This is a genomic window from Pseudomonas cichorii (assembly GCF_003700275.1).
Lineage (GTDB): Bacteria > Pseudomonadota > Gammaproteobacteria > Pseudomonadales > Pseudomonadaceae > Aquipseudomonas > Aquipseudomonas cichorii_B.
In genome coordinates, this window is sequence record NZ_RBRE01000064.1 from 131,849 (window position 1) to 154,847 (window position 22,999).

Consider the following 22,999-nt stretch of genomic DNA (forward strand, 5'->3'; position numbering starts at 1 on the left):
GTACGATACGGAATTCGGATAAAAGTGTTACAGCCTCACCGCGATGGCTCTTCAATGCCATCTCGATTATGTAACTTGGCGTTAACGGGGCCTTTATAACGGCCCCGACGCCACGCCGGATGGAACAGGCGCCAGTGCGCATCCTGTGCAGCAGCGAGCAATTCGTGGTCACCGCGGGTGTCCCCCCAGGCCCGTACCCGAAACTGTGTAAGTGGCCCGTAAACACCTTCCAGGCGCATCACCTTGGAGTCGCAGCGACAATTGCTGCCTTCGATCAGACCGGTGAGTTTGCCGTCGATCACTTCCAGATTGGTGCCGATCAGCTCGACTTTAAGACGATCTGCGAAAGGTTGCAGGACCATAGCAGGCGAAGCTGAACAAAGCGTGACAATGGCGCCCTTCTCGATTTCGGCAGCCACGGACTCCAGCGCTGCCGGGCGCATCAGGCGTGCCCAGTACAGCTCGCAGAAGGCTTCGGCCTTCTGTTGCAGCCATTGCACTTCCACACCGCTCAGAAAAGCCTTGATCAGACGGCCCTTGAGCTCGTCCCTGGTTACCCGCCGCGCCAGATAACCCAGGCTCGGCAACACCAGCCGGGCCATGCGGATGGAGAACACGCGCTGACCAAACGCGAATTTGAGAAAGGGGACAAAACTGTCATGGCGGGTCAATGTCCCGTCAAAATCGAACACCGCCAACAGGCGCTGCTCCACTTCCACTTCAAGATCAGGCTCTATCATCTAACTAACTGCCTCAGCGAGTCGAATGCTGGCATCCACGATCGAAGCAGGAGTCGGCAGGACCCCGTGCCATTTGGCGCGCTCCATGATGCGAGTTGCCCATTTGTAATGAGTGGCCGGTTCACACATCGCGTCGTTGTACTTGAACACCGCCGGGGCCACAGAGTTCAAAATCATCCTTGCGCAATTCATGTCTTCCAGACTCACGCGCAGCGCATTCTGAATGATATTGATCTGTGAGGGGTGAATTGCCGTCTTGCCCACCAATCCATTGGAAATATCCAGTGCCAGTTCCTGCTCCAGAATATCGGGAGTCGCCAGTTGCTCGAAGACCGGCGCGGTCAGGGCAAACCCCTGCGAACCCATGACCCCGGCCAGCATCGGAATGACATATCCCATCGGCGTGCCATACAGCGTCATGGCCGGATTACGACGCAAGCCAAGGCAGCCCATCAGGTCGTTGCCGCCAATGCGCAGGGCAATGATTCGCTCTCCCAGATTGGCCTTGAGTGCCTGCCCCAGTTCGACCATGGCCGTCGGGTTGAACACTTCGGGAGTTTCCAGTGTAGGCATCAGGGCCAGCTCTGGATTGGTAACGGCATCTTCCCAGCTTGTCAGACTTTGCAGCGACAGCTTGGGAACAACGAACCCGTCAACGTGGGCCATCAGCGGCCAGTCATTGAGAATCCTGGCCATGTCCGCATCCCGTGGACGCACGAACAGTAACGGGCCATTGTCTGGCCGCCCACCACGATCCTGAATGCGCATCAGCACGCTGCGCAGATTGAGCAGCGCGGTGTCGACGTCGATGAGCGCCACCGCGTCTTCCAGGCAGACAACCAGCGAGCGCAGTTCGGGGATCTTTTCTCCGAATACCACATCAAGGATGTCGTCGCGGGTGGCGGGCATATACAGCGTTGCCCCCAAGGCGTAAGGCGAAGGTATGGCCATTAGCTGAGGCTCCGAATAATGGTGACCGCCCGATAGGGCCCCAGGGCATTTCCGGCCTCTTCGACAGGGATGCCCGCTTTCTCGGTCAGGTGCATGAGCAATTGCACATCGCTGTCAGCGGTATTGCGGACCAGCACATGATCGGGCACCCGGCGCATGACGGCACGGGTTGCCTCGGCAATCCCGGGCTTGACGCGATTGAGGTTGTTGACCCCGAAGCGCTCGGCCAGATTATCGACAACTTGCAAGGCGGCAGCCTTGAGTTCGATACGCTGCCGGGGCGTCCAGGGCGTAGCCGGAACAACGGCTTGCAGGCCCTGGCGCAAACTTTCGATGCGCTCGATGAACAGGCGCGTCACGTCATGCCTCAGCAGGTGATCGTAAACCACACAACCGTGCAGCCCGCCATCGGCCGGCCAGATGGAACGCGACACCAGCCCCGACACGGTAGCGCCCAGAATACCCGACGGAATCACCCAGTCTTCGGCGGATGCCGCCAGCCACGCACTGCCGCACGGGTCGGCCAGCACCACCAGGCGCGGCTCTTCCGGGAAGCGAGCATCGCCTGCCAGACTGCGTTTGATTTCCCCGGAAATCGCGCCCTTGCCGGTCCAGCCATCCACGAAAACAATGTTCTGCGCGCCGTGAGCCTGGATGATGGCCTCCAGTGCGACCGAGTCGATCCCGCGGTCACGAATGATGCTGATGCCATAGTGATGCGCTTCACGGCCCAGTTCGATCAAGGCCCGGCGCAGCAGGACGCCCAGCGGCAGACCGGCGCGCACGAACGATACCAGAACGATTTCAGCACCCTTGCAGGCCTGATCGAGGGCAAGCGCCAGCGCCTGTACATCGGTCGCCATGCGCAGACCGTTCTGTAGCAGTGCGCGCTCGAACAGGCCGTGATGAGCCTCGCTGGGCGCGGACTCCTGACTGATCATTTCCGAATAATGCTTTTGCTTCGTCTGGATCAGGCGTTCCTTTTCCTCGACGTCGGTGATGTCCATCTCGATGCCGCGCAACAGAAAATGCACGTCATCCGCCAGATAGCTACCGCTACCCACCGTGTCGAGCCCGTGAACGGGATTACTCATGCGCAGCACCAGCGAACATTCTGGCCAGTTGACTGCGTGCAGGCGTTGCCCACCAGTGGCATTCGTCCATGAAGCCGAGGTCGGTGATGCTGTCACCAAAGCCCAGTACCGGACGCTCGCCATTGACCGCCCGATCACGCCGCAGCCACTCCTGAACGGCATAACGCTTGGCCAGACCGTTGGGCAGGAACGCCAGGTTGTTGCCGTTGCCATGCACGTGCATGTCGTCGAGCAGGCCACGCGCCTGCACTTCTGCCAGCACGCGGGTCAGAATGCTGTCGTCGCTTTCGTTGTGCTTGGTAACCACATAATGGAAAAGTTTTGCCTCCTCCACTACCCAGCCACGCAACGAAACGCCCATTTCCTGACCGATGGCCAGAGTTGTAGCGCTCAGTTCATGCAGGCGTCCCTGATAAGCGGCCAGGGTCTGTTTCATCTGCACATTCCAGTCGTTGTCCAGGCGACCTGCCGCATCGAGCATGACCCCGCCATGGGAACAGATCGCGCCCGCGCCAAAGGGCAGCTTGACCCGGCTGTAGGCCTCGACGCTGCGCGCCGTGACTGGCACCACATCGGAGTGGGCCAGCAACCAGTTCACGAAGGACTTCTGCACATTGGTCATGTAGCCATTGGCATTGCCTGTAAGGTCGACGGTGGCCACATGCTTTTCAATGCCGGGCGCTGTCTTGCGGGCGGTCTGGAACAGGGTGTCGTCCAGGTCCACGAATATCAGCGGGCGATCGTTACTCATCACAGATGACCTCGGCATTCAGCGCTTCGACCAGCTCCACAGGCACCGCCTGCTGAGGGGTTTCGGTGCAGATCAGCACGCGATCGAACTGACCAGGCCGTACGTTGTAGAGAAAATTGGGAATCCCCAGCCCGTAGTTGTCGGAGAACGACAAGGCATGATCGATGGCATGCCCAAGGGCGATGGGTGAGCGGCTGGTGGAGCTGAAATGCACATCCGCACCGGCCTTTTCCAGACGCTCGGCCAACAGGAACGGACGCCAGACGAACTCGCTGGTGCCGACGACCAGCACTCGCTCGCCGCTGGCAACCTGAATCTCCGGCGCCAGGGTATCGGCTACCGAGCACACACCAAGACGGCCCCAGTCATTGGCCGTAACCAATGGCCAGTCACCCATGGCGACAGTCCCGACTTCCGGCATGTCCGGCAAAGGCGCCGCCAGATCCTCGGCAAAGGAATAGGAACCCTGCAACAGGGAAACCTGCTCGGCCACGGAGCCCATTGTGGTGCTGACCGCGCCGGCCGACCAGTCGGTGAGGACGCAGGTCACCATACGCTCGACCTTGCTCAGCCCGGCCTCGACCAGCGCCCGGTAAAGGTTGATGAAGGTCTTGCCGGTGGAAGCTTCGTCATCCACCAGCACCAGAGAGCGGGCATTGAGCATCATTTCGCGCAGCGCCGGATCGGTCGGCAGATGAATCAGGTGGGCACTGGCGTGACTGTGTTCTTCTTCAAAACGGGCAAACAGTTCGGTGCCGGTCGGGTGACGCGTGCTGACCAGATACAGCGCATCCGGACGCGACTCGCTATAGGTGCGATGCACTCCGGCCCCAAGCCCCACCGCCGTTTCGGCCATGCCGATGACCAGCACCGGGCCGGGCAGATCGGCCGGAATCTTGTGCGCCAGGTCCTCAAAGCTCTTGAGCATTAGGCTCGGGCGCACAGGAATATGCCGCCCCAATACACGGGAAACAAACAGGAAGGCACGCTTGGGATTACGCCGCTCGGCAAAGCCGAACAGAGAGTCCGGGGCGATGCTGGAAGCATTGACCGTTACATCGAGACGACCACGAAGCAGATCAGCGCGAAGCCTTGTTGGAGTGGAAAGAGCTGAACTGCTGTCCATCGGTATATTCCTGGTTAACGGGGCCAATGCCCCTGGCGTCTGCCCGTCTCCCAGAGGGAAGCGGGGTCACGAGCGCGAGGCTTCAAGAAGCCAGAGCGATGACTGGGCAGAGCGTGTAATTTCAGTGGTGCTGTAGGTTCTGTCTGGACGGGCATGGGATGCCGTCACGCGGCAGGCCTCCAGAAAAGACAGAAGCAATGCGGACTTCACCGCAAAGTTCATGTTTTGTGCATCCGGCACACTTGAGGTCACCATCCCGATAACCGCCCCGCCGTTGTCGAACAACGGGCTGCCACTGGAGCCCGGCTGAATCGGCGCGGTGAACTGAAACAGGCTCGCATCGCTGTGCAAGCCGAACAGGCCGGATAACCCGCCTTGCGTCACCTGCAGGCTACCACCGGAAATCGACGCCAGTGGATAACCCAGTACCACCACCGTATCACCCGGCTCGGCTCCCTGGCCTTCACGAAAGGTAACCGGCTTGAGTGGCGACGCACCCTGAACCCGCAGCAAGGCAATGTCGTTGCGCCGATCGACTACTACCGGCTCGACCCTGAAGCGCCCTTCGAGGGAACTGATATACAGCACGCTCATGTCTTCAATGACATGAGCGCAGGTCATCACGTGCGAAGGCCCGACCACAAAAGCGGTGCCCGTAGCCGATTGGTGATGATTGCCCGGAGAGTTGATGGAACTGCGCCGGGGATGACCATCATCGACGTCCAGGCCGATCTTGCGTCCAAACGCTGCCAGTCCGTAGGCAGAACCTTCATGCAGCGCACGAAACTTCCATTGCTCGTTGCGCTGGTAAAACTCGCCGATGATGATCGAAGCTTCACCGTTGTCCCGCAGATCCGCCTGGACTTCGATTTCCTTGTCGATCACCAGCCGCAGACTGGATATCTCGCGAATCGGCCCGGTGGCGGAATAGACGTAGGCCATCACCAGAACGCGATCACTGCCGGCGGGCAGCCGATCCAGCTTGAGCGAACACCCGACCCGCTCCGGGCCGTCGCTCCACTCCATCCAGCTCTGCTCACGGTGCAGCAACGCAGGGTCGCCCTTGGGCTGACGTTTTTCGTCAACCGGCAGCAACGCTACCGCCACGTACTCACCGAATACCGAAGCCTTGCCGCTTTCCAGCAGCCAGGTGCAATGTGGATTCGCAATCGCTGTGTTTGCGCCCGGTGCCAGCACTTTCATGCCCAATCCTCCCTGATAAGAGCAAGGTAATAGCAAAAAACTATTATCGCGATCAAAGCGTGGCCAGTACAGCTACGGTAATCGCCTTGACGCGGATATTATCAAGCCAATGTGTTTCCGGTTCTTTCAATCCAAGGCGACGAGTTGCGAAAATTCCTGGCAGATTGATTCCGGTTTCGCGCGTGTAACCAATACCGCCTGAATAACGCGGGTTGATTTCCAGCAAATGCGGTTTGCCGCTGGCATCGTCGCGGGTCTGGACGTTGATCAAGCCGTCGCAGCCAAAATGCTCGGCAGCCTGCACCGCCAGCCGGACGGCCTCGCTGTCGCGCTCGAAGGTCTGGTTCATTCCCTGCTTGCGCCGACCGACGAACGCCACGGCCTTGCCCTGCTCACAGACCATGTCCACCGAACATTCGCTGCCGGGCATGTACGGCATCAGCAGCATGGGAGGCCTGTCATCCGACTGGCGATAGGCGTTGATATAGGCCTCGAAGCTGGTTTCGCGGGCATCGGGGTTGGCAAAGCAACGAAAATCATCGACGCCAGCCTTGAAGCGCCAGAAACCATGGCCAAAAATGCCGACCGTCGGCTTGATGCAGACTTCGCCGGTTCTGGACAGCGTTTCGTAAGCGGCCAGCAACTCTTCGGTATTGTGCGCGGTGATCCCCGGGATACACGCCAGCCCGGCCTGCTCGGCGGCAGCGGTAAAACGGCTCTTGTCGTCTACGTCGAGAAAGGTCTGCAGGCTGATGCCGCCGGTGACCAGATCAAAACCTTCAGCCACGAATTGCTCACGATGCGCTTCATAAAAACTGCCGACACGCCCGGCGACAATGACCTTTACGCCCAGTTGCCTGGCGGTTTCGATGACCCAGCCAATACGTTCTTCGTTGTTGCGAGGCTCTTGCAGCGCAACGTCGGCCTGCCCGGTAATTTCGCCACGATCCTGGCGATGGGAGGCTATTATCCGCACTGATGCAGGCAAGGCGTCACGCGCGCCCATGATGACTTCGCGCTGGCTGGACTGCCCTTCAAGGAACCAGATCATGTGACTCTCCAGAAAACAAAGCAGCTTTCTAAGCAGCTTTGTCGAATTTTGTAATAACTGTTTTGCTTCAAAATGTTCGGATTAAGGCAAAGTCACGCCATTTTACCAGGGGGAACAATGACATGAAGTGGCTTAAACGGTCGATTTGGCTGGTGGTTTTCGTTGCATTCGGGATCGGCGCACTCAGCCTCTACTACGTCCTGCCGCGCCATGATGTCGTGATGGTCACCGGTGTGGAAGTCAAAAGAATGGACGCCGACGGCGTGATCAACGCCGACAACGTGGCCGACGGCCCGACCCGCGATGTCTATTTCATCAACACCGAAGACCCGGACACCAAGAAAGTCGTGGTCTACCGCAACGAGGATACCGGCTGGAGCTTCCCGTGGTACTTCAAGTTCGACTCGGCAGACACCCAGGCCAAGGCCCAGGGCTATTCACGCGACTCGCAGCAACTGGCGATGATCCGTTACTACGGCTGGCGCATCCAGCTCCTGTCGATGTTCCCTAACATCACCGAAATCCAGCCCACCATCACCCGCGACGAACCGTTCCCGATCTTCAACGCGATCTTCTTTGGCGTGCTGACGCTGTTGGTGCTGGTCGTGGTGATTGTGGTCAAGCGCCGGTTCCGCAAGCAACCGCGAGTGGACGGGATTGTCAGGTCTTGAGTTGAAGGCTTGAGCTGCCGATGTAGGAGCCAATTCATTGGCGAAGACTGGGATGATGTTTTCCGGGGATTTCGCGAATGGATTGGCTACTACTCGGGTGGGTGGGCGATGATTCCCTGCAACCAGAAGCGAGGCAGAAAAGGGCCACCAAAACTCTGTCCAGATTGCTGCCGAAGATCTTCCAGATGAGGAAAATCACGGAGGATCGTATACAGAATCAATCCCGCCGCCAGAAGCAGACAAGCCAACCACATTCGATCAAGCACACAGTTGCTGGATACTGCCGGGATTTGCCTTTCGTGCAAGGCCAGTAACCAGCCAACAATGATTGCCAACCATAATTGCGAGTACGGCATCACGATCACGCCATCGACCATGGCCTGAGTCAGAGCGCCGACCAGACTGGCGAACAAGCAAAGCCGCATCAAATCGACAGGCTCCTGCGAATGAGCCTTCTTGCGCAACAAAAGGCCTGTTACCACAAGTCCATAACCAGCCATCCCGGCCACACACAATGTGGAAGGCACTCCCCACTCGCTTGCCCACTGCAGAATCGCCTGATGAGGATGAGCGCCTACCGGATTCCAGATATCGGCAAAATGCATCGGTCCAAAGCCCAGCAGCGGACGTTCCTGGATCATGGTCCATGCCTGTTGCCATAAGCGCTCACGGGCAGACAGCGAAGTATTCAGGCGCTCCCCGGCAAAGTTGCTGATTTCAATACCCAACCAGGCGGGCAAAAGACTGAACAGCAGAAGAAACAACAACAACCCCGCAGAAGCAGCAGCCAGTTGCCAGCCAGCCCAGTTTCGCCCGGCACGCCCAAGACAGAACGCCACAATTACCGCGGCAGCCATTCCCAGCCATGTGCCTCGCGTACCGCCAGTGATGGCAATCATCCACCAGAGGCTTAACAGGATAAATATGGCTGCCTTGATAGAACGTCGCGCTGGAACCAATAGCAGTGGCAACGCAAGGAGAGGCAATGTGAAAGTCTGGAACTGACCGTAGAATCGCTTGTTGGAAAAGCCTTCCAGTAACAGGTCGGTGTCCAGTGTAGAAGTAGACGTCAGGAACGCGGCAACCGTGGCTGAAAGAAACTGAAGTGTTTTGATAGTGCAGATAAAGACCACAAAGCCAATAAACAGCCGGTCAAGCTGAACACCGTGGATTAGTCTTTGTTGGGCGAATGCGCTGGCAATGGCGCTACACAGCAGTAATACCGAAAGTTCGGTGAAAGCCCAGAGAGGTTGATGAGCTGCAAGGCTGGAAAGGATACCGCCCATGAGGATGCATAGAAAAGCAGCCTTGATGCCAAGCTTAAAGACACTGGTATTCAAACCTTTGACTGAATACCAATACAAGGTCAATACAGACAGAACACCAATAACAAACTGCGCCAATCTCTGAAAATCGTGGCCGGAAAGCTCAAAAGTGCCAGCGCATATAAACAGAATGGCGCTACAGAAGAAGAAAAAAGCATGGTTTTTTGCTGTAGATAACACGTGGAGACTCCAAACCTCCCACATCAAAAAAGGCGCCGAGGCGCCTTTCTTTCAAGCTATTACGAACCTTGGCAGCCGCTAGGAGCAGCGTTTGCTGGTGTTACGGTGCATGTCCAAGTAACAACGCCCCCTACAGCTGTAACCGCCGGAAACCCTGCTTGAAGACGAACTGTAACTGCTGGGCCTGTACGAGTAGCTGTCAACAAGCCTCCAGCGCTACATCCAGTAATCGCACTGGTACCAGTACCGCAAACATCAGCAGCTGCAACCCCATTAGACCAGTTCTCCGCTACCGCCAGTTTAGCGGAGTCAAGGCTTGCGAGCGCAGCGGAGGCCTGCGCTCGCAAGGTATAATTTTGATAAGACGGAATGGCTACCGCAGCCAGAATACCGATGATCGCAACCACGATCATCAGCTCGATCAACGTAAAACCTTTTTGTGTTTGCATGGATACATCTCCAAGGCGTCAATGAGGTGGTGCCTTGCAGAAACAAAAGCACAGGCCATGCCAAAAACAAAAAGCGCGTTATTGCTTGACCAAAAACCAGCATGAGTACGCTTTACAGCCACTGAAATTATCAGAAACTGACAATTTTCGTCACATCCCGCACTGCCATTTGGCAGCATCGCTCGACTGCGCTATAAACCTCACACTGTCTGTGTCTGGTGGTTTTATGTCTGATGTCGTCCTCACCGGTCTGGCCAAGCAATTGGTCGTTGCCGAGCTTCTTACCGAAAAAACTGCGCAGCAGGCTTATCAACAGGCACGACGCGACAAGATCTCGCTGGTCAGCTATCTGGTCCAGAACAAGCTGGTCAAAAGTCTGGTGCTGGCCGAGCTGGCATCCGATCAATTCGGCGTCCCCTTTCTCGACCTCAATTGTCTGGATAAAGAAAGCCAGCCCAAGGGCCTAGTCAGCGAAAAACTGGTGCGCCAGCATCATGCCCTGCCTTTATGGCGACGCGGCAACAAGCTGTTCGTAGGGGTATCAGACCCGACCAATCACCAGGCCGTCACCGATATCCAGTTCAGCACTGGCCTCAATACCGAAGCGATTCTGGTTGAAGACGACAAGCTCAGTGACGCCATCGAAAAGCTGTTTGACACCGGCATGGGCATGGGGGACATGGCCGATGTCGACCTGGGGCTGGAGATCGAGCAGAGCGAAAATGTCAAAGAAACCTCGATTTCCGGAAAGGATGACGCCGACGACGCGCCAGTGGTGCGTTTCGTCAACAAAATGCTGATGGACGCCATCCGTATGGGCTCTTCAGACTTGCACTTCGAGCCTTACGAAAAAATCTTCCGGGTCCGCTTTCGTACCGACGGCATTTTGCATGAGGCCGCCAAACCCCCGATCCATCTGGCCAGCCGAATTGCTGCGCGCCTGAAAGTCATGGCCAGCCTGGATATCTCGGAGCGGCGCAAGCCGCAGGACGGTCGGGTAAAACTGCGCGTGTCGAAGAACAAGGCCATCGACTTCCGGATGAACACCCTGCCGACGCTGTGGGGTGAAAAGATCGTGATGCGGATTCTTGACCCCACCAGTGCGCAAATGGGTATCGATGCGCTGGGCTATGAGCCAGAACAGAAAGCCCTGTATCTGGAAGCCTTGAGGCAACCGCAGGGAATGATTCTGGTCACTGGCCCCACCGGCTCGGGTAAAACCGTCTCGCTGTATACCGGCCTGAATATCCTCAATACCGTGGATATCAACATTTCCACCGCCGAAGACCCGGTGGAGATCAACCTGGAAGGTATCAATCAGGTCAACGTCAACCCGCGCCAGGGCATGGACTTTTCCCAGGCACTGCGCGCTTTTCTGCGCCAGGACCCGGACGTGATCATGGTCGGTGAGATCCGCGATCTGGAAACCGCCGAAATTGCGATCAAGGCTTCGCAGACCGGCCACATGGTCCTGTCTACACTGCACACCAACAGCGCGGCTGAAACCCTGACACGCCTGCATCATATGGGCGTCGCCGCCTTTAACATTGCCACGGCGATCAATCTGATCATTGCCCAGCGTCTGGCACGCAAGCTTTGCCCGCACTGCAAGAAGGAACTCGACGTTCCACGAGAAACCCTGCTCAAGGAAGGCTTCCCGGAAGCGGAAATCGGTAAGTTCAAGATCTATGGACCGGTTGGCTGTGACCACTGTAACGGCGGCTACAGAGGCCGGGTCGGCATTTACGAAGTGGTCAAGAAAACCCCGGAGCTGGAACGTATCATCATGGAAGAAGGCAACTCACTGGAAATCTCAAGGCAAATGCGCAAGGACGGCTTCAATGACTTGCGCACGTCTGGTTTGCACAAGGCAATGCAGGGCATTACCAGCCTTGAAGAAGTCAACCGCGTAACCAAGGATTAAACATGGCCAGCAAGACAGTCAAAGCCACTGTTTACACATGGGAAGGCGTAGACAAGAAAGGCACGAAAACCAGTGGTGAGTTGAGCGGCCATAACCCGGCGCTCATCAAGGCCCAGTTGCGCAAACAGGGTATCAACCCCACCAAGGTGCGTAAAAAGTCCGTCTCGATATTCGGCAAAGGCAAGAAGATCAAGCCGCTGGATATCGCCTTTTTCTCCCGGCAGATGGCAACCATGATGAAAGCCGGAGTGCCGCTGCTGCAGTCGTTCGACATCATCAGCGAAGGTGCCGAAAACCCGAATATGCGTGCACTGGTCGACTCCCTGAAACAGGAAGTTTCGGCAGGCAACAGCCTGGCCACGGCATTGCGGCAAAAGCCCGAGTATTTCGACGATCTGTACTGCAACCTGGTGGATGCCGGTGAGCAGGCCGGTGCACTTGAAAGCCTGCTGGATCGGGTGGCCACCTATAAGGAAAAGACCGAAGCGCTCAAGTCCAAGATCAAGAAGGCCATGACCTACCCAATCGCGGTCCTGGTTGTGGCAGTGATTGTTTCAGGTATTTTGCTGATCAAGGTTGTGCCGCAATTTCAGACGGTATTTGCAAGTTTTGGAGCAGAACTACCTGCCTTCACCTTGATGGTGATCGGGCTTTCAGAGATTGTGCAGAAATGGTGGGTTGCCCTGATTGGCCTGTTCATTGCCAGCTTTTTCATGTTCAAACGCGCTTATAAACAATCTCAGAAATTTCGCGACAATATTGATCGGCTGCTGCTGAAAGCCCCCATTATCGGCCCACTGATTTATAAATCTTCTGTGGCACGATACGCACGAACGCTTGCCACGACTTTTGCAGCAGGCGTTCCGCTGGTCGAAGCACTGGACTCAGTGGCCGGCGCAACCGGCAATGTGGTATTCAAGAATGCCGTCAACAAGATCAAGCAGGACGTTTCCACGGGCATGCAGTTGAACTTCTCCATGCGCTCGGTAAATGTGTTCCCGAGTCTGGCGATTCAAATGACGGCAATTGGTGAAGAGTCCGGTGCGCTGGATGCGATGCTCGACAAGGTCGCGACCTACTATGAGGACGAAGTCGATAACATGGTCGACAGTCTGACCAGCCTGATGGAGCCGATGATCATGGCCGTGCTCGGCGTTATCGTCGGCGGTCTGGTCCTTGCCATGTACATGCCCATTTTCAAGCTCGGAAACGTCGTCTGATATGCTCCTCATCGATTTCCTGGCCAGCTCCGTGCTGGCCTTCGTTATTTCCACGTTTGTTCTAGGCCTGTTGGTTGGTAGTTTCCTCAACGTCGTGATCTATCGACTGCCGAAGATGATGGAGCGTGACTGGAAGATCCAGGCCCGGGAGGTACTTGGCTTACCGGCCGAACCGGCACCGGACACCTTCAACCTGATCCTCCCGCACTCCAGTTGCCCGCAATGCGCACATCAGATACGACCTTGGGAAAACCTGCCGGTCATCAGTTATCTGGCCCTGGGCGGAAAATGCTCAAGCTGCAAGACACCGATCAGCAAGCGCTATCCGCTGGTCGAGCTAAGCTGCGGCGTGCTGTCAGCCTACATCGCGTGGCATTTCGGTTTTGGCTGGCAGGCTGCGGCGATGCTGGTGTTGGCGTGGGGCTTGCTGGCCATGAGCCTGATCGATGCCGACCATCAATTATTGCCGGACTCTCTGGTGTTGCCCTTGTTGTGGCTGGGGCTTATCGTCAATACCTTCGGCCTGTTCACCTCACTGGGCGATGCAGTGTGGGGTGCGGTGGCAGGTTATCTGTCGCTGTGGTCGGTGTTCTGGCTATTCAAGCTGGTGACCGGCAAGGAAGGCATGGGCTATGGCGACTTCAAGCTGCTGGGCATGCTCGGCGCCTGGGGCGGCTGGCAGATCCTGCCGCTGACGATACTTTTGTCTTCGCTGGTCGGTGCCGTGCTGGGCCTGATCCTGATGCGTGTACGCCGGGTCGAAGCCGGCTCACCAATCCCCTTCGGTCCTTATCTGGCCATCGCGGGGTGGATCGCTTTGCTCTGGGGTGGTCAAATAACCGACTCCTATTTGCAGTTTGCCGGTTTCAAATGACCAACCCTGCTTTCAAACCCTGGATTCTTGGCCTGACCGGCGGCATCGGTAGCGGTAAAAGTGCAGCAGCACAGTGCTTTATCGATCAGGGCATTCATACCGTGGATGCCGACCATGTCGCCCGCTGGGTGGTCGAGCCAGGACGCCCGGCGCTGAAGCAGATTGCCGAGCATTTCGGCCCAGGCGTGCTCCAGGCCAGTGGCGAGCTGGATCGTGGCGCACTACGCGCCTTGATCTTCGAGCAGCCTGCTGAGCGACGCTGGCTGGAGTCCTTGCTGCACCCACTGATCAACCAGGAAATCGTCAGCTATCTGGCCAGGGCCACATCGCCTTATGCGATTCTGGTTTCGCCGCTGCTGATCGAATCCGGGCAGTACAAGATGGTGCAGCGGGTTCTGGTGATCGACGCTCCCGAAAGCCTGCAAATAGAACGCACCATGCAGCGCGACGGCTCCAGCCCGGAGCAGGTTCAGGCCATTCTCAAGGTGCAGGCACAACGCGAAGAGCGGCTGCGCCATGCCGACAATGTGCTGACCAATGATCGCGACACCAACTGGCTGAAAAGCGAAGTCGAGCGGCTGCATCACTTTTTTCTTACTTTGCGTGGAGGCCAATCGTGAGCCAACCAATGACCGTCCAATGCCCGACCTGTGGCGCCCCGGTGGAATGGAGCGCCGCCAGTCCGGCTCGTCCGTTCTGCTCAGATCGCTGCAAACTGATCGACCTGGGTGCCTGGGCGTCCGAAGAACATGCGATTCCGGTCAGCCCGGATGCCGAAGACGATCTGTTCTCCGGTGATTTCGATCCACCACCACGCGGCCATTGATCGGCTGCATGCGCTCAGTACCCGTGCGCCAGTCATGGCCGCTCAAGTGCGGTCAGCAACAGCTCGGCACTGCTGAATTGCTGCTGGCTGACCAGTTGCCCATCGCGCAACTGTAGCCACAGCACCTTGTCTTCATCACCTGCATACTGCGGCACGATCCGCGCATCGCGATCAAGGATGACGCGATAGGAGTACTCACGCATCCTGGGGATCGCGAACAGGCTGGCAATTACACTGGGCATCTTCTGGATATCGGCCACGAACACGGTTTGCCGTGACTCCAGAAAGCCTTTGGGCTTGTCCTTGAGCGCAGCATTGACCAGCTTGGCCGCGTCCATGCTGCGCGCTACCAGCAACGTCCGGGTCTGGTTATTCAGCGTGAAGGGCTGATCGTACTGATCAAGCAAGGTCCAGGGCGTCAGGCGCTCACCGACTTGCAAAGCCTGGGCAGTCAGCGGCAATAAAGCCAGAAGCAGGATGGGCAGGAATTTCAATGTGCGAGTCCTTGAAAATGAATGGCCGGGAGCATGCATGCTTTCACAGACACGCCCCCGCCCGTCAACCGTCCATTCTCTAGAAACCAGCGCCGGTCTGAAGATCAGACACTGAAGCGGCCGAGCAAACGATTCTGCTGACCCACCTGTTCCACCATCAACGCACACTGACGCACCTGAATTTCGGCGCTGGCTGCAACCTCATGGCTGATATCGCGGATATTGGTGGTATTGAGGTTGATCTCTTCAGTGGTCGCACTCTGCTGTTCCGCAGCCGTGGCAATCTGCATGTTCATGTCATTGATGCGGATGATGGCCTGACGGATGTCCGTGAGCATCTCATTGGCCACGCCCGCTTCCTCGGCCGTCTTGCTGGCACTGTCGCGGTTCAGTTGCATGCGCGACTCGGCCTGTTTGACCCCGGCCTGCAACTGATCGATCATCTGGCGGATTTCCTGGGTCGATTTCTGGGTACGCGAGGCCAGCGAACGCACCTCATCGGCCACCACCGCAAAACCACGCCCGGACTCACCGGCACGCGCCGCCTCGATTGCTGCGTTCAAGGCCAGCAGGTTGGTCTGCTCGGCAATGCTGTTGATCACCGACAAAATCGACTCGATATTCTGGCTGAGCCTGGCCAGCTCGGTAATCGCCTGACTGGCCTCATCCATCTCAACCGCCAGACTCTTGATCGCATCCGTTGAGCGCGACACCACACGCACACCACTGTCGACTTCCTCGTTGGCCGAGAGCGCCGCCTGAGCCGCTGCCTGGGCGTTACGAGCCACTTCCTCGGCAGTCGAAGCCATCTCCTGCATTGCTGTGGCCAGTTGATCGAGTTCCTGCAATTGCCGTTGCAGTCGGCCATCGGCCTGATTGGCTTCGCCGGAAGTGCGGTTGGTGCTTTCATGCACCTGCTTCGAGCTGCCCATCACTTGCACGATCAGGGTCTGCAGGCTTTCCATGAAGCGATTGAACTCACGGGATAGCAGAGCGATTTCATCATTGCCGGAAGCCGGCAGGCGTCGGGTCAGATCACCTTCGCCGCTGTTGATTTCACGCAAGGAGGTGTGCAGAAGCTCAAGCGGCTTGAGCAAGCGTCTCATCAGCAGCCCCAGCACAACCAGACTGACGATAACCCCCAGTAAAGTGGCAATAGCCGCTCGCCAGCTCAGGCTATTGGCCTCAGCCATGACGATACTGTTGTCGAGCACGACGCCGATGTACCAGTTCATACCCTTGAGGTTGGACAGCGGGGTAAAAGACACCAGCAGATCCTTGCCGGATGCGCTGACCGGTTGCAGCCTGCCCTCCAGAGCCGGACTTTTGCCCTCGAACAGCTCGCGGTAATTCTTGCCATTCAGGCTGCTGCTCGGGTGGGAAATGATATTGCCGCTGCTGCTCATCAGAAAGGCGTAGCCGGCACCATCGAAGTCCATGGTGTTGATCGCATCGGAGACGCTTTTCAAACGGACATCGCCGCCGATCACCCCAAGCGCCTCACCGGCATTGCGTAGCGGCGTCACGGCCGAAATCAGCGTCTCACCGGTGGTGGAGTCGACATAGGGTTCGGTAAGCACAGTCTGCGTAGCAGCCTTGCCCGTCGCATACCAGGGGCGCGTACGTCCGTCCCAGTCAGGCTTTGGCTTCCATGAGTCGAGGTTCTTGATGGGCTTGCCGTCGCTTTGCAAGGCGCCAAACACCAGAATGAACTCATCCTTGAGCAAAGGGCTGCCAATCAGGCGCTGAAGATTCTCGGAGCTGTAGTTGCTATCGATATTCTGAGTCAACAGATCCATGAGCTTGAGCTTGGCGTTCAGCCAGTTCTCGATCTGCCTGGCCAGCGTATTGCTCGACTCGGCAATGTTTGCCGAAACCTGCTTGTGAAGAGTGTCACGAACCTTTCCGACCTGCGTCACCGACAACAGACTGGTGGTACAGAACACTACCAGGGCTGCAGCCAATCCCGCCTTATGGACAATCTTCATCAAGTCGCTCCGTGCGTTTAGAAAGAAGATTTATCGTAAACAGGGTGATAGCTATATGCAATCAAGCGTTTGATTGAATAGAGCTTTTATACTAAGTCGATTTATGGCAGCCCGCCTCGTGAATGCAGCAAATCATACCTGTGCGCGGCATAACGGATGCATTAACGACAGATTCGAGGGTCAGCCGAGCTTGTCTAGGCGAAAAATTTTTTCAATCCCGAACGCTTTTCGTCCCCACATTCCCCCGCTCACAAAGGAGAAATAGTGCCGAGCAGACCAATGCCGATGGTCAAGGCCAAAAAACCAATCATGAAAAATGCAAGCTTAGCCATTTCAGGCCTCCTAGCAGAACAGGTTTGCAGTAAAGCGCGTGGCAGACACCTCTTGGAGTGCTGCGGTGTGGATATTGTGAAGTGGGGGCGAGTTGCAGTACAGATTCAGGTAGTGGAGAAAAATGCGGATCAGATGGACAAATGATCATAGCTTTGTTGTAAAGCATGCAGGTCTTTCAGAAAAGGCCCATTTATTCCAATAGTGCTTTTCTCACAAGAAAATTGCGGGCAAGCTGCGCCTTGCCTTATGGCCCCTACAGCCATCGCCATCGCCATCGACACGAGAAACGTTGAAACATCTAAGATCATAGGGAGGCAAATTGATAAAATACACAGCCACACTGATCGCCTTAATATTATTACCAAACAGCGCACTTGCCTCACTGGAGGAAGGTGTCGACGCACTAAAAAGACAAGACTATGCATCTGCCATAAAATACTTAAAACCAGAATCAGAAAATGGTTCTATAGCGGCCACTCGCTACATGGCAATACTCTACGAAAGTGGAAAGGGCATACCACAAAACCTCACTGAGGCTATAAAACTCTACGAAATAGCTGCCGACAAAGGGGACACTGTTTCACAAACCAGCCTTGCTGCACTTTATCAACATGGCAAAGGTGTCAATAAAAACTATAAAAAAGCTTTTGACCTCTATCAAAAAGCAGCTGACCAAGGTTTTACTGATGCAATGGTAGCCTTGGCAGACCTGTACAGTGATGGATTAGGTACAGAGAAAAATCTCGAAAGAGCAGCAAGCCTCCTGCAAACGGCATCACACAATGGAAGTCCAGCGGCACAAAACAACTTAGCGGCTATGTACATGAATGGAGTAGGTGTAGAAAAAAACCTGCCCAAAGCTTTTGAGCTTTTTCAATCAGCCGCCAAGCAAGGGTATGTTGTGGCACAACGTAACCTGGGAACTGTATATGATCGAGGCCTAGGAGTAACCAAAAACTCTGTCGAGGCTCTCAAGTGGTATCGCGCAAGCTCTGCGCAAGGAGATGCAATCGCGCAGTTTGCACTTGCACAGATGTATCAATATGGTACAGGCACAGACATAGACTATTCATCAGCATTAAAACTCTACAAGTTAGCTGCAGAGCAAGGGGTAGGAGCAGCCGAATATCACATAGGGTATATTTATTGGAAAGGACTTGGAGTAAGCAAAAATCCCTCCGAGGCAGCAAAGTGGTTCCAGCAAGCTGCGGCGAAAAATTTCCCGCAAGCACAAACCAACTTGGGTGATATGTACGAGAGCGGAATTGGGGTTGCAAAAAATGAAACCAAGGCGGCTCAATTTTATATACAGGCCGCTAAATCCAATTATCCTCAAGCAGAATATAAACTTGCAAAAATCCTGAAAGATGGACGAGGCTTACCAAAGGATCACTCTACAGCATTTATGTACTTCAACAAGTTGGCTGACAAGGGAATGAGCGAAGCTCAAAGCGAGCTTGGAGTTATGTATGAAAATGGCTTGAGCGTTGAGAGGGACTATGAGAAATCTGTCGCCCTTTTCCACAAAGCGGCTACTGGCAAATCAGCTTCCGGCTTCAAGAACTTGGGACGCTCATATGCAAAAGGCCATGGGACACCTAAAAATCTTGTCATCAGCTACGCACTAATAAACTGCGCACACAACATAGACTTCAATGACATTGATATACAAAACGAGCTAAATTCAACTCGGAAGGTAATCAATGAGCATGATTTGCAAAAAGCGCTGACTCTTTCACTGGCTATTGATAAGGAGGGCTTAACAGCAATCGAACGCTTTCTCGCAGAGCAATAAAAAAGCAAACAATCCAATCATTACGAGCAAGTCCAGATACGAAGCGCCATATTAACATGGCGCTTCGTATACTCGGCCATCCAGAGGTGCACCGTTACCGGCACACCTCTCCCTCAGACTTACTGCCAGTTAGCAGCCAGCACTGCCTCCAGTTGCGTTTGTTGCGCAGCTGTCAGGTTTCTTTCTGCACCTGCATCCACACCGAATGACGCCATGCTGTCGACCAGGTTTTGTACCTGGCTGTCGAGCAGGGTTTTGCCATCGGCCGTCTTGAACTGATCCACTTGATACTCATTGGCTGAATACCAGTTGCTCACCAGCACCTTGTCGTTGGTGTCGATGATGCTGACCTCCAGATCGCTGCCACTGCGACGGAACCACAGATCATCCAGACTGACATCGGCACCGAACTGCAGCACATCAGTGCCGCTGCTGGTGTCGTAGTTGCTGATGGTGTCTCTGCCGGAGCCAATGCCGAACTCATACGTATCACTGCCATCGCCACCAATGAGGTAATCGTTGCCAGCGCCACCATTGAGCACATCATTGCCGGTTCCGCCGTATAGGGTGTCGTTTCCGGCGTCTCCGAACAGACTATCGTTGCCTGCGTCGCCATACAGCGTATCGGTTCCGGCACCGCCAGACAGATTGTCGTTGCCAGCATCACCAAAGACACTGTCGTCGCCGTCGCCAGCATTGATGAGATCGTTGCTGGTATAACCGCGCAGGGTCTGGTCAGAGGCGCTGCCCAACAGCATCTGCGACTTGATCGTCGCCTGATCCCAGATTGTGCCGTCAGCGAATTGCAACTGGTCGACCTGATAGCCGCCAGTAGCATCTTCGCTGAAGTGGCTCATCACTCGCAGGCTATCGGTAGTGCCATTCACGCGTATGACCAGATCATTGCTCTCACGAGCAATGCTGACATCGTTCACGTTCAGATCGGCAAACTTGACGGTATCGAGTTTGCCGATACGGCCTTCGTGGGCATAGTAGATAGTGTCCTGGCCTGCACCTTTACCGAACAGATAGGTATCGTCGCCGTTACCACCATTCAGTTGGTCGTTTCCTGCACCACCGTCCAGCACATCATTGCCATCTCCACCGTTAAGCGCGTCATTCCCGGCACCGCCTTGCAGCAGATCGTCACCAGCGTCGCCATTGAGCGTGTCGGCACCAGCACCACCTGACAAGGTGTCGTTGCCGCTACCGCCATTGACCGTATCGTCGCCGGCACCGGCGTCGATCAGGTCATTGCTGGAAGTACCCGACAGCGTTTCATCGATGTCAGAACCTTGCATTACCTGGAACTTGATCCGGCTTTGATCCCAGATGGTGCCATCGGCAAACTCGATACGGTCGATCTGGTAGCCATAGGTGGCATCACTGGTGAAGTGGCTCACTACGCGCAGGCTATCGGTGCTACCCAGCACGCGGATGAGCAAGTCGTTACCTTCACGAAGCACGCTGACATCCGCCACGTTCAAGTCGGTCAGTCTTACGGTATCGAGCTTGTCGGCACGGCTTTCATAGGCGTAGTAGATGGTGTCTTGTCCAGCGCCCTTGCCGAACAGATACGTATCGTTGCCATCACCACCGTCGAGTTGATCGTTGCCCAGGCCGCCATCAAGGATGTCATCGCCGGTACCGCCGTTGAGGGTATCGTTGCCCGAACCACCCTGCAGCAGATCATTGCCCGCACCGCCGTTCAGCGTATCGGCTCCGGTATTACCCATCAGAGTGTCGTTACCGGCAGCGCCGTTAATGACGTCGTCACCCGCTCCCGCATCAATGACATCGTCACCGTCGGTGCCCGTGAGGGTTTCCTCGGCTTCACTGCCTTGCAGCACCTGATTCTTGATGGCTGCCTGATCCCAGAAACTGCCATCGGCGAACTGGATGCGATCAATTTGATAGCCATAGGTCGCATCACCCATGAAGTGATAAACGATACGCAGGCTGTCGGTGCTGCCCAGCACGCGAATGAGCAAGTCATTACCATCACGGCGCACGCTGACATCAGCAGCGTTCAGGTCGAGCAGCTTGACGGTATCCAGCTTGCCCGCACGATTTTCATAGGCGTAATACACCGTGTCCTGGCCCGCTCCCCTGGCGAAGAGATAGGTATCGTCACCATCTCCGCCATCCAGGCGGTCGTTACCGGCACCGCCATCCAGAACGTCGTTACCCAGGCCACCATTGAGCGTGTCGTTACCCACACCACCCAACAGCAGATCATCACCGGCTTCGCCATTGAGCGTGTCTGCGCCCTTGCTGCCTGACAGCGTATCGTTGCCACTGCCGCCATTGACGGTATCGTCGCCTGCGCCAGCATCAATGCTGTCATCGCTGGCAGTACCCGCCAACGTCTCATCGGCATCCGTACCTTGCAGAACGGCAGACTTGATCACAGCCTGGTTCCAGGTGCTGCCATCGGCAAACTGGATGCGGTCGATCTGGTAGCCATAGGTTGCATCGCTGGTGAAGTGGCTCACTACGCGCAGGCTATCGGTGCTACCCAGCACGCGGATGAGCAAGTCGTTACCTTCACGGCGCACACTGACATCGGCTGCATTCAGGTCGATCAGCTTGACGGTATCGAGCTTGTCGGCACGGCTTTCATAGGCGTAGTAGATGCTGTCCTGACCCGACCCCTTGCCGAACAGGTAAGTATCGTCGCCATTGCCACCGTCCAGCGTGTCATTGCCTGCACCGCCATCCAGCAGATCGTTACCGTTGCCGCCATACAGACTGTCTTTACCGTCGCCACCATTGAGCACATCGTTGCCGTCTTCACCATTCAGGGTGTCGGCACCGCTACCACCCGACAGGGTATCGTTACCGCTGCCGCCACTGACGACATCGTCGCCCGCTGCAGCATTGATCACGTCATCGCTGCCGGTACCCGCCAGGGTTTCATCGGCCTCAGTGCCTTGCAGCACTTGAGTCTTGATTGCGGTCTGGTCCCAGAAGCTGCCGTCAGCGAACTCGATGCGATCGATTTGATAACCAGCGGTGGCATCGCTCATGAAGTGATAGACCACACGCAAGGTATCGGTCGTACCGGTAATGCGGATGACCAGGTCATAGCCATCGCGCGCAACACTGACATCAGCAGCATTGAGATCGGTCAACTTGACCGTATCGACCTTGCCAGCGCGCGCTTCATTGGCGTAGTAGATGGTGTCCTGGCCCGAGCCCTTGCCGAACAGATAAGTGTCGTCACCGGCACCACCGTCAAGGCGGTCATTGCCTGCCCCGCCGTCGAGGATGTCATTACCGGCACCGCCGTTGAGGGTGTCATTGCCCGAACCGCCTTGCAGCAGATCATTACCCTCGTCGCCATTCAGGGTATCGGCACCGGTGCCGCCCGACAGAATGTCATTGCCTGCGCCGCCACTGAGTGTGTCGTCGCCTGCACCGCCATCGATCAGGTCATCGCTGGCAAAACCGCTCAGCGCCTGATCGGCAGTACTGCTAGTGAGCACTTGCGCTTTTATCAGGCTCTGATCCCAGGAACTGCCATCGGCAAACTCAATGCGATCAATCTGGTAACCGGCTGTTGCGTCGCTCATGAAGTGATAAACGACACGCAAACTGTCGGTCGCTCCGTTGATACGGACAACCAGGTCATAGCCATCGCGCGCAACGCTGACATCGGCCGCATTCAGGTCAACCAGCTTGATGGTATCGAGCTTGCCGACACGGGCTTCGTGGGCGTAGTTGATGGTGTCCTGACCCGAGCCTTTACCGAACAGGTAGATATCGTCACCGGCACCGCCGTCCAGACGGTCATTGCCAGCGCCGCCATCAAGCACGTCGTTGCCAGCACCGCCATTGAGGGTGTCATTGCCCGAACCGCCTTGCAGCAGATCGTTGCCGTCTTCGCCATTCAAGGTATCGGCTCCGGCACCACCCGACAGACTGTCGTTGCCCGCGCCGCCACTGAGAGTGTCGTCACCGGCACCGCCATCGATCAGGTCATCGCTGGCATAGCCCCACAG

At 56.2% G+C, this 22,999-nt stretch carries 20 protein-coding genes; 8 read left to right on the forward strand and 12 right to left on the reverse strand.

What is annotated here, in order from left to right; genetic code table 11:
• Positions 1–35: 35 nt before the first annotated feature.
• The 7 genes from ALQ04_RS18165 to ALQ04_RS18195 all read right to left on the reverse strand — a co-directional run bounded on the left by ALQ04_RS18165 (position 36) and on the right by ALQ04_RS18195 (position 6,916).
• Positions 36–740: an HAD-IB family hydrolase gene (locus ALQ04_RS18165; protein WP_183142215.1), complete on the reverse strand. Its 705-nt coding sequence runs from the start codon at positions 738–740 to the stop codon at positions 36–38.
• Positions 741–1,691, reverse strand: coding sequence for an HpcH/HpaI aldolase/citrate lyase family protein (locus ALQ04_RS18170; protein WP_122317128.1), 951 nt, complete (start codon positions 1,689–1,691; stop codon positions 741–743). It lies immediately after the preceding gene.
• Positions 1,691–2,785 carry a cysteine protease StiP family protein gene (locus ALQ04_RS18175; protein ID WP_122317129.1) on the reverse strand — a complete coding sequence of 365 codons (1,095 nt, stop codon included), beginning with the start codon at positions 2,783–2,785 and terminating at the stop codon, positions 1,691–1,693. Before ALQ04_RS18175 ends, ALQ04_RS18170 begins: the two co-directional genes overlap by 1 nt.
• A complete protein-coding gene (locus ALQ04_RS18180; protein WP_122317130.1) occupies positions 2,778–3,536 on the reverse strand; it encodes a trehalose phosphatase in 759 nt (252 codons plus the stop codon). Before ALQ04_RS18180 ends, ALQ04_RS18175 begins: the two co-directional genes overlap by 8 nt.
• A complete protein-coding gene (locus tag ALQ04_RS18185; protein WP_122317131.1) occupies positions 3,529–4,662 on the reverse strand; it encodes a phosphoribosyltransferase domain-containing protein in 1,134 nt (377 codons plus the stop codon). Before ALQ04_RS18185 ends, ALQ04_RS18180 begins: the two co-directional genes overlap by 8 nt.
• Before the next feature lie 66 nt (positions 4,663–4,728).
• Entirely contained in the window at positions 4,729–5,865 is a 1,137-nt protein-coding gene (locus ALQ04_RS18190) for a trypsin-like peptidase domain-containing protein (RefSeq protein WP_122317132.1), read from the reverse strand.
• A gap of 52 nt (positions 5,866–5,917) precedes the next feature.
• Complete coding sequence (locus ALQ04_RS18195; protein WP_122317133.1) at positions 5,918–6,916, reverse strand: ATP-grasp domain-containing protein; 999 nt, start codon at positions 6,914–6,916, stop codon at positions 5,918–5,920.
• A 122-nt stretch (positions 6,917–7,038) separates the two neighbouring features.
• On the opposite strand from ALQ04_RS18195, the gene ALQ04_RS18200 reads away from it, so the two are divergent.
• Positions 7,039–7,587 carry a DUF1523 family protein gene (locus ALQ04_RS18200; RefSeq protein ID WP_122317134.1) on the forward strand — a complete coding sequence of 183 codons (549 nt, stop codon included), beginning with the start codon at positions 7,039–7,041 and terminating at the stop codon, positions 7,585–7,587.
• An 89-nt stretch (positions 7,588–7,676) separates the two neighbouring features.
• Here the strand turns inward: ALQ04_RS18200 and ALQ04_RS18205 are convergent, their stop codons facing one another.
• Entirely contained in the window at positions 7,677–9,092 is a 1,416-nt protein-coding gene (locus tag ALQ04_RS18205; RefSeq protein WP_259645044.1) for an O-antigen ligase, read from the reverse strand.
• A 59-nt stretch (positions 9,093–9,151) separates the two neighbouring features.
• Positions 9,152–9,541: a prepilin-type N-terminal cleavage/methylation domain-containing protein gene (locus ALQ04_RS18210; protein WP_122317136.1), complete on the reverse strand. Its 390-nt coding sequence runs from the start codon at positions 9,539–9,541 to the stop codon at positions 9,152–9,154.
• A gap of 226 nt (positions 9,542–9,767) precedes the next feature.
• Here ALQ04_RS18210 and pilB point away from each other — a divergent pair, with 226 nt between their 5' ends.
• Genes pilB through yacG form a run of 5 tightly spaced genes read left to right on the forward strand, consistent with a single transcriptional unit; the run spans position 9,768 to position 14,385 of the window.
• Positions 9,768–11,465: a type IV-A pilus assembly ATPase PilB gene (pilB, locus tag ALQ04_RS18215; protein WP_122317137.1), complete on the forward strand. Its 1,698-nt coding sequence runs from the start codon at positions 9,768–9,770 to the stop codon at positions 11,463–11,465.
• Positions 11,466–11,467: 2 nt separating this feature from the next.
• Positions 11,468–12,685, forward strand: a complete 1,218-nt coding sequence (locus ALQ04_RS18220; RefSeq protein WP_122317138.1) for a type II secretion system F family protein — start codon at positions 11,468–11,470, stop codon at positions 12,683–12,685.
• A gap of 1 nt (position 12,686) precedes the next feature.
• Positions 12,687–13,559, forward strand: coding sequence for an A24 family peptidase (locus ALQ04_RS18225; protein WP_122317139.1), 873 nt, complete (start codon positions 12,687–12,689; stop codon positions 13,557–13,559).
• Positions 13,556–14,179: a dephospho-CoA kinase gene (coaE, locus tag ALQ04_RS18230; RefSeq protein ID WP_122317140.1), complete on the forward strand. Its 624-nt coding sequence runs from the start codon at positions 13,556–13,558 to the stop codon at positions 14,177–14,179. Before ALQ04_RS18225 ends, coaE begins: the two co-directional genes overlap by 4 nt.
• Positions 14,176–14,385 (forward strand): DNA gyrase inhibitor YacG, encoded by a 210-nt coding sequence (gene yacG, locus ALQ04_RS18235; protein ID WP_122317141.1) that lies wholly within the window; start codon positions 14,176–14,178, stop codon positions 14,383–14,385. The genes coaE and yacG overlap by 4 nt, the downstream gene beginning before the upstream one ends.
• 32 nt (positions 14,386–14,417) lie before the next feature.
• On the opposite strand, the gene ALQ04_RS18240 is transcribed toward yacG, so the two are convergent.
• Positions 14,418–14,879 carry a hypothetical protein gene (locus tag ALQ04_RS18240; protein ID WP_183142216.1) on the reverse strand — a complete coding sequence of 154 codons (462 nt, stop codon included), beginning with the start codon at positions 14,877–14,879 and terminating at the stop codon, positions 14,418–14,420.
• Positions 14,880–14,983: 104 nt separating this feature from the next.
• Positions 14,984–16,867, reverse strand: a complete 1,884-nt coding sequence (locus tag ALQ04_RS18245; protein WP_122317143.1) for a methyl-accepting chemotaxis protein — start codon at positions 16,865–16,867, stop codon at positions 14,984–14,986.
• 279 nt (positions 16,868–17,146) lie between these two features.
• Between ALQ04_RS18245 and ALQ04_RS18250 the strand changes: the two genes are divergently transcribed.
• Both ALQ04_RS18250 and ALQ04_RS18255 read left to right on the forward strand, forming a co-directional pair.
• Positions 17,147–17,344, forward strand: coding sequence for a hypothetical protein (locus tag ALQ04_RS18250; RefSeq protein WP_122317144.1), 198 nt, complete (start codon positions 17,147–17,149; stop codon positions 17,342–17,344).
• A gap of 175 nt (positions 17,345–17,519) precedes the next feature.
• Positions 17,520–18,995 carry a tetratricopeptide repeat protein gene (locus ALQ04_RS18255; RefSeq protein WP_122317145.1) on the forward strand — a complete coding sequence of 492 codons (1,476 nt, stop codon included), beginning with the start codon at positions 17,520–17,522 and terminating at the stop codon, positions 18,993–18,995.
• Positions 18,996–19,114: 119 nt separating this feature from the next.
• Here ALQ04_RS18255 and ALQ04_RS18260 read toward each other — a convergent pair.
• Positions 19,115–22,999 (reverse strand): calcium-binding protein (locus ALQ04_RS18260; RefSeq protein ID WP_310886512.1); only part of this gene is annotated, 3,885 nt, incomplete at its 5' end.